The 11,613-nt window shown below is 28.8% G+C and carries 10 protein-coding genes and 1 pseudogene; 5 read left to right on the top strand and 6 right to left on the bottom strand.

Features of this window, described 5'->3' with window-relative positions; translation table 11 throughout:
• Positions 1-178: 178 nt before the first annotated feature.
• The 4 genes and pseudogenes from VIL26_07530 (at position 179) to VIL26_07515 (ending at position 4,267) form a co-directional block, all read left to right on the top strand.
• The gene (locus VIL26_07530) at positions 179-1,021 is read left to right on the top strand and encodes a membrane dipeptidase (GenBank protein ID HEY8390777.1); all 843 of its coding nucleotides are present in this window, start codon (positions 179-181) and stop codon (positions 1,019-1,021) included.
• Positions 1,011-2,444 (top strand): adenylosuccinate lyase, encoded by a 1,434-nt coding sequence (gene purB / locus VIL26_07525; protein ID HEY8390776.1) that lies wholly within the window; start codon positions 1,011-1,013, stop codon positions 2,442-2,444. Before VIL26_07530 ends, purB begins: the two co-directional genes overlap by 11 nt.
• Before the next feature lie 114 nt (positions 2,445-2,558).
• The gene (dinB, locus tag VIL26_07520; protein HEY8390775.1) at positions 2,559-3,797 is read left to right on the top strand and encodes a DNA polymerase IV; all 1,239 of its coding nucleotides are present in this window, start codon (positions 2,559-2,561) and stop codon (positions 3,795-3,797) included.
• A 224-nt stretch (positions 3,798-4,021) separates the two neighbouring features.
• Positions 4,022-4,267 (top strand): annotated as a pseudogene (locus VIL26_07515) (DUF3781 domain-containing protein).
• A gap of 420 nt (positions 4,268-4,687) precedes the next feature.
• Here the strand turns inward: VIL26_07515 and VIL26_07510 are convergent.
• From VIL26_07510 to VIL26_07500, 3 genes are read right to left on the bottom strand one after another with little or no spacing between them, the layout of a single operon-like run.
• The gene (locus VIL26_07510) at positions 4,688-5,857 is read right to left on the bottom strand and encodes a hypothetical protein (protein HEY8390774.1); all 1,170 of its coding nucleotides are present in this window, start codon (positions 5,855-5,857) and stop codon (positions 4,688-4,690) included.
• Between the two features lie 31 nt (positions 5,858-5,888).
• Positions 5,889-6,563: a SprT family zinc-dependent metalloprotease gene (locus VIL26_07505; GenBank protein HEY8390773.1), complete on the bottom strand. Its 675-nt coding sequence runs from the start codon at positions 6,561-6,563 to the stop codon at positions 5,889-5,891.
• A gap of 1 nt (position 6,564) precedes the next feature.
• Positions 6,565-7,305, bottom strand: coding sequence for an acyl-ACP thioesterase domain-containing protein (locus VIL26_07500; protein ID HEY8390772.1), 741 nt, complete (start codon positions 7,303-7,305; stop codon positions 6,565-6,567).
• A gap of 180 nt (positions 7,306-7,485) precedes the next feature.
• Between VIL26_07500 and VIL26_07495 the strand changes: the two genes are divergently transcribed.
• Complete coding sequence (locus VIL26_07495) at positions 7,486-9,462, top strand: helix-turn-helix transcriptional regulator (GenBank protein ID HEY8390771.1); 1,977 nt, start codon at positions 7,486-7,488, stop codon at positions 9,460-9,462.
• Here VIL26_07495 and VIL26_07490 read toward each other — a convergent pair.
• The 3 genes from VIL26_07490 to proC form a co-directional block, all read right to left on the bottom strand.
• The gene (locus tag VIL26_07490) at positions 9,452-10,354 is read right to left on the bottom strand and encodes a TVP38/TMEM64 family protein (GenBank protein ID HEY8390770.1); all 903 of its coding nucleotides are present in this window, start codon (positions 10,352-10,354) and stop codon (positions 9,452-9,454) included. The genes VIL26_07495 and VIL26_07490 overlap by 11 nt on opposite strands.
• A gap of 59 nt (positions 10,355-10,413) precedes the next feature.
• Entirely contained in the window at positions 10,414-10,863 is a 450-nt protein-coding gene (gene rnhA / locus VIL26_07485; protein ID HEY8390769.1) for a ribonuclease HI, read from the bottom strand.
• 3 nt (positions 10,864-10,866) lie between these two features.
• The coding region (gene proC, locus VIL26_07480; protein ID HEY8390768.1) for a pyrroline-5-carboxylate reductase at positions 10,867-11,613 on the bottom strand (747 nt) is incomplete at its 5' end.

Raw genomic sequence — 11,613 nt, 5'->3', positions numbered from 1 at the left:
ATTTAAAGATAGTAAAGTTATAGATCGTATGATTGGTTATACTAGTAAAGAGAATATAATCAATACATTAAATAAATATATTTAAAAAAAATATTAACATAGAAAAAAGAACTCATCAAAAAAAATTGATGGGTTCTTTTTTTATGACCTAAATTTAATTTTCAGCATATATATTAAAATGATTTTAAAACCAAAAATTTGCGATCTTCATAATGATTTAATAACTGTTCAAGACTTTGAAAATGCAAAAAAGTATCTAACAGATAATTCAAAGTTTTTGAGTAGTATAGTGCTTGCTGTTTGGACTACACATACAAAATATAATACTATAGTAGATATAAAAAACTTGATAAATGAATATCAAGAACTAAATTTGAACGGAAAACTTTTATTTGGAATTGAAGACATTTCTTTCTTAGCAGAAAATGATTTTGAAAAGTTTTTAGAAATTAAGCCTTTTTATGTATCTTTGACATGGAATTATGATAATTATTTGGGAGGCGGTGCCTTCGGAGAAAGAGGTTTGACACAAGAAGGCAAACAACTCCTGCGCGTTTTAAAACAAAATAATATAGTTTTAGACACAGCACATCTAAATGAAAGGACTTTTTGGGATTGTATAGATAATTTTGATGGTTATATAATAAATTCTCATACTGCTTTTTATTCTATAAAAAAACATAAAAGAAACATAAATGACGAGCAAATCAAGGCGATTATAGATAAAAAAGGCGTAATAGGTTTATCTTTTGTAGGTGAATTTTTATGTAATCAAAATATACCTAAAGAAGATGATGTCATAAGACATATAGATCATTATTTAAGTAAATTCGAAGATAAAGGATTATGTTTTGGGACAGATTATTTTGGAACCCAAAATTTACCTAAAAACCTCAAAAACTATTCTGACATATCTTTATTAGTAGAAAAATTAAATAAAATAGGATATAATAAAAAAGTTATTGATAGACTATTTTATAAAAATTTTGAAAGCTTTTTGAGGTTTGTAAATGGAACATAATCTTTACGAAAATCCTTTGATTACAAGATATGCAAGCGTTGAAATGTCTGAAGTCTTTTCGGATAAAACCAAAATACAATTATGGCGCAAATTATGGATTGCTCTGGCTGAAAGTGAAAAAGAGCTAGGACTTAATATAACTGATGAGCAAATTGCAGAATTAAAAAAATATGAATTTGATATAAATTGGGAAACGGCTCAAGAGCGCGAAAAAATCGTTCGTCACGATGTTATGGCTCAAATTTATGCTTACGGCGAACAAGCAAAAAGCGCAAAACCCATAATACATCTTGGAGCAACAAGCTGCTATGTAACAGATAATGCTGAAATTATTATGATACATAGAGCGCTTGAAATTATTAAGAAAAAACTTATTACTCTAATAGACAAGCTATCAAAATTTGCCCTGAAATATAAAGACCTTGTTACCTTGGGCTTTACTCATTTCCAAGCTGCACAGCCCACTACGGTAGGTAAAAGAGCTACTCTATGGCTTCAGGATTTGATACTCGATTGTAACAACCTAGATTTTTTAATAGATAATATTAAACTCAGAGGCGTAAAAGGAACTACAGGTACTCAAGCCAGCTTTTTGAGTCTTTTTAATGGTGATTCAGAAAAAGTAATCAAATTAGAAAAGCTTGTTTTGCGAAAATTGGGTTACAAATCGGCTTACGGAGTAACTGGTCAAACTTATACTAGAAAATTTGATTATTCTGTACTTTCTGTTTTGAGTATGATTGCGCAAAGTGCATATAAATTTGCTAACGACTTAAGGCTTTTACAGCATTTAAAAGAAGTAGAAGAACCTTTTGAAAAAGGTCAAGTGGGAAGTTCTGCAATGGCTTACAAACGCAATCCAATGAGAAGCGAGAGAATATGTGCTTTGTCTAGATTTGTAATAAGTTTGCCTATAAATGCTTCAATCACCACATCAACTCAATGGTTTGAACGTACTTTGGATGATTCGGCCAATAAACGAATAGTCATTCCTCAGGCATTTTTGGCATTAGACGGCATTTTGAATCTCTATCTCAATATTGCAGAAAATATGGTAGTTTATGAAAATGTCATAAAAAAACATCTTGATTCAGAATTACCTTTTATGGCAACTGAAGAGATATTGATGGAATGCGTGTCAAAAGGGGGAGACCGACAGGAACTTCATGAAAGAATCAGACAGCATTCTCAATTAAGCGCAATGGAAGTTAAGCAAAAAGGCAAAGACAATGATTTATTAAAACGTATAGCTGACGATCCTATGTTTGATTCTATAAAAGATACTCTTGATACCTTATTAGATCCCAAAAAATTTGCAGGCAGAGCAGCTGAGCAAGTTGTAGAGTTTTATAATAATGAAGTCAAACCTTTAATAGATAATAACAAACAATATCTTGGAGCGGTTGCTAAAGTAGAAGTTTAGTTTTTAGATTTTTGCAATTTATTTCCAAAATTTGGATATCTTCGGCATATTGACTTTTTATGCTTAATATATTATATTAACAATTGATAAACATTTGTTTAATATGAAGAAGATATGGATAAAATAATATTGCACTCTGATTTGAATAATTTTTATGCTTCGGTTGAATGTAAGCAAAATCCTAGTTTACGCAAGAAACCATTGGCTGTCTGCGGAGATCCTAGTTTAAGACATGGAATAGTTTTAGCAAAAAATTATCTTGCTAAAGCATATGGAATAAAAACAGGCGATGTTATATGGGAAGCGCGTCAGAAATGTCCGGATTTGGAAATTGTGGTCGCAGATTTTCCAAAATATTTAAAATATTCTGAACTGGTACATGAAATTTATAGAGAATATACTGACCATATTGAAAATTTTGGTATTGATGAATGCTGGCTAGATGTTACTGCAAGTAAAAAACTTTTTGGAAATGGATTAACTATAGCAAAAACAATAAAACAAAGAATAAAAGATGAATTAGGTCTTACTGTAAGCATAGGAGTGAGTTGGAACAAAATCTATGCCAAATTGGGCAGCGATATGAAAAAACCTGATGCAATAACTGAAATAAACCGTGATAATTATAAAAAATTAATATTTAATTTGCCAGCTAAAGAATTATTATATGTAGGAAGAGCAACTGAACACAAATTAGAAAATTTGGGCATCAGAACAATAGGCGACATAGCCAATTCTGATCGTAATTTTTTAAAATCCTCTATGGGAAAATGGGGAGAATATTTGTGGGATTTTGCAAACGGATATGACCGATCTTTTGTTTGTGTTGAGGGCGACGACCCTCTTGTTAAATCTGTAGGTAATAGTACTACGACAATCAGAGATCTTAAAACAGAAGCTGATATCAAAATGGTAATAATTGTTTTGGCTGAAAGCATAGCAGCCAGATTAAGAGAACAAGGTTTAAAGGGAAAAGTAATTTCTTTGTGTCTTCAGAATACCAATATGGTAAGCTGGAGTAAACAAACAAAAATTAAAGAACCTACATCTATTTCAAAAACAATTATTGATACAGCAATGAATTTGTTTAAATTTTATAATTTTAATATGCCTGTCAGAAATGTCGGACTGAAAGTGTCAGAACTTACCTATAGTCAAGAAATTCATCAAATAAGCTTTTTTAAAGAAGAAAATATGTCAGATAAAGTACAGAAATTAGAAACAACAATAGATAAGATAAGACATCGTTTTGGATATTCTTCAATTAGCCGTGCTTTTGTTATACAAGACAGAATATTGACAGGACTTAATCCAAAGGAAGAAAATGTTATTCATCCGTATAGCTATTTTTAAGAAGATTATAGTCAAAATGATATAGTATTATATTTGATATAATAGTTTAAAATAATAAATTAATGGGCAAGTACATTAAAATATATATGTTAAATAGAATACTCTATAGAGTAAAAAATAGGATTTAAAATATCTTTATCATTATGTAAAAATACTTTATTGCTATTAAAATCAAAGGATTGGGGTTCCGATCCAAAAGCCTGGTAAATAAGAGGTTTCAAATAATGCAAGACAAAGGTTTTTTGATTGATAAACAAAATACATACTACGAAAATGGGTATTGATAGAATTAAAATGAATCTAAATATTGATGTAAAGTATGTAGTTGATTATTGCATAGAAAAATTAAAAAATCCAAATAGTCTTATCTACAAGAAAGGAAATAATTGGTATGTGAAATAGATAATATCATAATTACAATAAATTCATTTAGCTATACAATTATTACGGCACATATGATTAAAAGATAAGCGCTAAGCACATTATTAAAACCATAGATAACCAACCTTAAAAATGAAATATTTTTAAAAACTATCAGAAAGCTGTTATAACACCGCATTTTTGCTTCAACTATTCGTAAAAGCATTGTTTTGCGCATAGTTCGGCATCCCCTATTTTTAATAACTTGATGTTAAAGTTGATTGAAATTTAACAAAAATAAAGCAAAAAGGGATTTATTTGCTTTGTTTTCTGTTTTCTTTTAATAAAATAACGTTTTGAGATGTTTAATTCAATGATAAGTTTGCAAACTTACCTATTTATTGTATTATTGCTCTTCCGATAACAATATTTTATTATTTCATTTTATTTGATACCTGTTTATTTAATATGAATAAATCCTAATAAATTTTTCATAAAAAATGCTTTATATCCTTTACCCTATCCTAATTTTAATAGGTTTCTAAATTAATTTTGGCATTAAAATTTAAATTACTCATTGTCAATTCTGCTGCTGTAATGTTTTGAATATTATCTATAGTCAAAATATATGTATTTTGATCGTCCGAAACAGAGATAGTGTTGTCATTATTCAAAGATACTAAAATTTTCGCTGCGTTAAATTCAAAATTTTCAACATAAATTTTTTGATCGTAAAATTTGAAATTGATTGTATATTTTTTAAATATATTACTGTCTTCAAAACTTAGTTCAAATGAAGAATCCGTATCAAATTTGATAAAGTCTATGATTATATTATCAATCTTATTTGGGTTATTAGGTTTATATCCTATAAAAGATTTTTCTTTTTGATTTTCTTGTTTATTATATCCTTCAAAAAATAGTGTCTTAAAAATATTGGTATCATCAATTACTATGAATTCCTGATCGTTATATTTTTTAACAAACCATTCTGATTTATTATGTTTTACATCCAAATTAATTGTTTTTTTATTTTTTGATGAATCTGTTGCTGTTATCGTAATCGTGTCTTCAATGATGTTTTCTTTTTCGCTGTTAATATAATAATAAAGTTTTTTATTATCTCTAGTATAATAAGTTTTTATTTCCCCTGTTTTTGCTATTATGTCAGGCATAATACTCTCGCCAGAGTCATCAATAATCTCAAAATCAGGCAATATCCAACCCACATCCCAATATGCATTTAAAGCTATATTATTTTCAATAAAATCATTAATTTTTCCAAAAAATTGAGGCGGCTGATCATCTATAATGCTAAAAGGCATTTTTTTGGTTACTAGCCTTCTATAAGCATCAATAATTGATACCTTAACTTGATAATTTCCTGTTTTATTAAAAGATACTTGGTTATTTCCGTAATTTAATTGAACTTTTTCGCCGTTATAATCTATCCATGCATAAAACATTTCAAAATCATCAAAAAGTTCTTTATAATCATTAACGGTTACGCTGATAAAAAACTTTTCATTTATTTTAGCTTTAAAATCTGAATGATTCTCATCATTAAAAAGTACTTCTATCGAAAATACAGAATCTTTTTTCTCTGATTTGTCACAAGAAACTAAAAAAGCAAAACTAAAAAATACCAAAAATAAAATAAGACTTATTAGTTTTAGATGACATTTTATCCTATTTTTCATATAAAAATAATACAAAAATCAAGATAATTTGTCATCTAAATAAGTCTTGTAAGAAATTATAGTCCTTAAGTTTTTTTCTAATCGCCTTATATTGCGGAATATATGTATTTACAATTTTCCAAAATCTTGATGAATGATTAAATTCAATGGTATGCGCCAATTCATGTATTATAAGATAATCTCTCAAATTTTCATCAAGCATTACCGCTCTAAAATTTATGCTAATATTACCATCTTTATCGCAACTGCCCCATCTAGACTTAGAATTTATTATTTTTAGACTATTGAACTTTAAACCAGTAAGTTCACTAATCTTTTGTAGTCTTTTTAAAAGTATATTTTCGGACTGTATAATAAAAAAATTTTTCAGAGCATTCTGATATGCTCTTTTCTTGTCTACAGATTGATATTTTCTTGGGATAAAAATATAATCATCTTTTATTTCTATAATTTTTGTGTCATTAAAAACACATTTTTTTATCTCGCCCAAAAACATTATTTGGTTATAGTCATATAGTCCAAGATATCTTTGATATAGGCTTTTAGCTTTATTTTGTCTTGAAATAATCCAATTACTTTTGGATAATAAAAATTCGTCTATTATAGCCTGCGGCATTCTTAATGGCGCTTTGACAAGAATATTGCCTACATTGTCTATACTTACAGCCAAAGTTTTTCTTTTGCTTTTTATTATTTTATAATTCAAATTATTTTTCACCAAACCAAATTTGAGATCTAAAAGCAGGCTTATTATTGCTTTCTATTTCAAGTATAACATCGTATTCATTTTTGTAAAATCTCTTTACAACATATTCGTCTTGATATTTCATTTCATTAAGATAATTAATCGAAAATGCATTAATTTTTTTATTTAAAATATCTTCAGGTGAAAGCGCATTAAAAATCACATTAGCATATTTTGCATTATTCATATGTTTGTTAAAATCGATATCGTCTAAATGGACTTTATTTTTTAAGACTTCTTGCATATTTTCAATAGGCTCTACTTTCCATTCGGGATTATCAATTGCTCTTTTGTCGATAAAATCAAGTCCGCCAAAATAATTAGGATTAATTTTTTTAATTTTGTGTGTTTCACAATCCAAAATAAGCCATTTTGATACTCCCCTTATCAAAACTTCGCCATTTTTATCTAGAATATAATAATCTCTGTCACAATCCACTAATCTAGGATTTATAGGATAAGTTACAACTGTAACTTCATCGCCATATTTGGGATAACGGTCAATATTTACACATATTCTGGACAAAACCCAGAATTCATTTACTTTCAAAAGGCTATGATAATCAATCTTTAAAATAATGGCATGTTTTGTGGCGACTTCTTGAAAATAATTTAAAATAGAACTTGGTTTCAAATTTCCGCGAAAATCAACGTCATAAATGGTTACAAAAAATTTTTGAGAATAGCTACTAACATCCTGCATATTAAAATAAATACTCCTAAAAAAATAATTAATAAATAACAACATAGAAATTATACAATAAATACTTAAAAACGCAAATCAATTAACGATGATTATCGAAAAAACTTGTTTTCGATTGCTAGTATGTCAGACATAGTATTTTGATTTGACAATTATTAACAGTTTTAATATTATATATCTATGGATAATTATTATATTAATAGCGATCTTATTCGTGGAAATATTGATACTATCATACTACGCGCTTTGGTTGAAAGCGATAAATACGGCTATGAAATTTTAAAAGAAGTAGAAGCAAAAAGTCAAGGCGAATATATCTTAAAACAACCTACCCTATATAGCTGTCTAAAAAGACTTGAATCTCAAGGATATATAACTTCATTTTGGGGTCAAATAACCTTAGGCGGAAGAAGAAAATATTATAAAATCACTCCTAAAGGCAAAGAGTATTTTGAAAAAATTCAAGCCGATTGGGAATATTCACGAACTTTAATCGATAAGCTTATAGCCAAAAGAAGGTCTGAAGCTATCAATTCAGAATTTCTTAATAATGAGACACCATCACAAAATAGAGAATTAGAAAGTCAAAATCAACAACAGCAAAATGTTTTTGACGTTCAGCCAAAAGAAACTGACAATGTATCCACTGTTATCGCTCAAGAACAAGCACAAACATCAATAAATAATATTGAAAATCAAACTCAGAAAGATGCTTTAAATAACAATACGCTAGAAATTAACACTCAAGAAAAAGAAACTAATTTTGAAACCAATACTCAAGAAAAAGAAACAGATAAAAACAATCTAGAATCTAATAATTATTCTACTATAGATCAAAACGATCAACCCAAAAAGAAAGAGCAAATTTTTATTTTTGGCAGTATTGATGATAATAAAGAAGAAAAAGATACTGAAAAGACATCTATAGAAAGTTCTGAAAAAGATGTCCCTATTTATGTACCTTTGAAGGGTTCCCCTATTTATGCTAAAAGCACAAGGGCTTTATCAGATTCACAAATTAATTTTAAAGAGCCGGTTACTGACAGTGTTCGTTCTTTTATAAATAAAGACAATGCGATTAATCATTTAGATTATTCAAAAACTAAAAATGATATTACAAAAAACGATCAGCCTGCTCTCCGTGAATCTTTTATACAAGAAAATAAATTTGAATTAACACCTTTGGATGAAGAAAAAATCAAAATTAAAGTTGACGATGAATTAATTGGAAAGACCAAAATAAATTTTAATACTGATGAAGTGTTTTTTGCAGATCAAAAGAAAATACTTAATTCTGCACCGATGAAAAGTTATGGTGATTTATTGATGCAAGAGACTATGGAATATTTCAAAAAAAGCATCAGCAAAAAACCTGCTAAAAACACCCAAAGTGTTCAATCATCAGAAGATCAATTATATTCCATGCCCAATAATGCGTCTTATGATTTTAATGAAAATATTCTCCCCTCGCTTGGCCGCACTTATGAATCATTAGAAGAAGCTCAGCAGGAATATAAACTAGATAAAGAATATAAAAATGTCTTAGGCAAATTATTTGAAGAAAAAAATCATGTTTATGAAATAAAAAAGGCAGATCATAACATAACGCGTAATTCTGCAAGTTCATCTATTGATCAAAATACATATTCTTCTTTTGATTTAAACAACATCAAGGTTGTACCTTTTTCAAAAGAAGTTGCCAATGAGTATTACAAAACTTATTACGTTTATTACAACAAATTTAAACTTGCTCAATTTCTCATTTTTTCTTTATTGCTGTTTGTTGTTAATATTTCAATGTTTTTAATACTTAATCTTGGCTTAAAACTTGATATTAATTCAGGATATTATTTTGTAGGCGGATTAAGCGCAATTTTAATAGCATTAATGTCTTCGTTAGCATTTTTTTATAAGCCTAATCGCCGAAAAAAGATTTATTTTGACTTCAAGAAAGAAATTCTAAATAAGTTTTATCTGTTTTTGCTGTTAAGTGCTTTGATAGTTTTGATATTATATATTGCTGATAGAAGTTTATTTTTGAATTTTATTCATTTTTCAAAAGCTCTTATAGGCATTATATTGGCATTTAATGTTTTAAGCCTTCCTATAATTGCAAAAATTATGTTTAAGGCGCGAGCTTTTTGCGTTAAGGCCTAGTATATTTTCTGAAAGAGCGGCTCCTAACCTTTTTCTTTCTAAATATTCTAGTAATCCAACCTATGATCTGTGTCTTATATTTATTTAAATAATAAAACAAGAGCATAAATACGGCAAAAATTGCTATCCATACTGCTATTCCCCATCCCGTAAAAGGAATGATTTCTCCTGTGCCCATATAGCACATTACAGCAATGGTTATTGGTCGTGTCAACAAGACTACAATGATAAAGTATTTCCACGACATTGTTGTAATTCCTGCTACCATGCATAATATATCGTCAGGAAACAGCGGAAATAGCAGCATTAATATAAGCATATATCTGCCTTTATTGCTAAGCAAACGGCGATATTCTATAGCCTTATCTTTTCCAGCTATCCATTCTACCAGCTTACTTCCAAATATGCGTCCTAATCCAAAAGCTATTATAGAACCCAAAATCACACCAACAGAACTCAACAAAAACGCGATTGTCGGGCCATATAAAGCTACACCGACCAAATTAATAACTATTGAAGGCAAAGGCAAAAATACAACCTGAATTATTTGGACGCCTATATAAACGGCCATGCCCCAAAAACCTGTTCCCAAAATGAAATTTTTTATTAATTCCATATTGGACAATTGGTCAAACACGCCTGAAACATCAAGTGCTATATAACCAACCAGCATTACAAACATTGATACATTAAATGTAAAGGTGAGTTTGATTAATGATTCAAATTGATAAAAATTAAATAATAATATTCCAAATAAAAGTGAAAAATTAATAAATTGAATAATCAAATAAGCTAACGGAGGTAAATGTTGTGAAAAATAATACACTCCGAAAATCATTATAAAACTTAAAAAAGCAGAAACATTAAGAATAACCTTATTTGATTTTTTCATATTAACCCTTATACGCTTTAGAAATATTATATGTCTAAAGATATAGGATTAATATAAAATCATTTGGAAATATCAGTTATTTTGGATATTTCTGCCCTTGCGATTTTATCGCATCGATTATTATATTCGTTGTCGCTATGCCCCTTAACCTTATTCCAATTTACCTTATGCATTGAAGAATAAAGCAGTAAATCTTGCCAAAGGTCGATATTTTTTACTTCTTCTTTGGAAGATGTACGCCAGTTGTTAGCCTGCCATTTTTGAACCCAGTTTTTGGTCATAGCATCAATTATGTAAGCTGAATCGCTATAAATATTAACAATACATTTTTCTTTAAGTGCTTTTAGGGCAAAAATTATCGCAAACATTTCCATGCGATTGTTAGTTGTGTTAGGACAAAACCCGCTAAGAACTTTTTCGGTATCCTTATAAATTAATATTGCAGCCCATCCCCCATTTCCTGGATTCCCGCTGCATGCACCGTCAGTATAAATGGTCACTTCTTTCATATTTTAATCTCTAGATAGTATTTTTGATTTTTCGTATGCTGCTGATACAGCCTGCATTATAATTTCTTTAAAATTGCATTTCTTCAGAACTTCGATTGCTTCAATTGTTGTTCCGCCTTTTGAACATACTGCATCAATCATATCATTTATATCTTGATTTTCAAAATGTTTTATCATCTCAACTCCGCCCAAAACCGTTTGTAGAGCAAAATCTTTTGATTCTTCTAGTGTCAAACCGATGCTTTGACCAGCATCTATTAATGATTGTATAAAATAATAAACATAAGCGATGCCGCTACCGCTCACTCCAGTAACCGCATCCATTTTGCTTTCGTCAATAAAAATAACTTTACCTATATTATCAAATATCTTAGCAACATTATCTTTTATTTCTTGTGTTGCATTAAAAAACGCAATTCCTGAACAGGATTGATTTATTTTGGCAGCAAGATTGGGCATTACTCTTGCTACTGCGCCAACTTTAGGTAAACGTTTAATAATAGTCGATATTTTTATGCCTGCCATTATTGATATGATGATATTTTGTTGAGATATAAAAGGTTCTATTTCATCAAAAATATTATAAGCATCCTTAGGTTTAACAGCAAAAAGAATATATTGACAATTTTGTGCCAAAAATTGATTATTACAAACAAAATCAGCATTAGGATAATTTTGAGATATATTTTGATAATTCAAAGTACTTACCAAAATTTTTCCGTCAAAATTATGTTCCAATCCTTTTAAGAT

The sequence above is a fragment of the Clostridia bacterium genome, from assembly GCA_036562685.1.
GTDB lineage: Bacteria > Bacillota > Clostridia > Christensenellales > DUVY01 > DUVY01.
The sequence above is the reverse complement of the archived record's forward strand: the minus strand, read 5'-3'. Positions and strand labels throughout refer to the sequence as shown.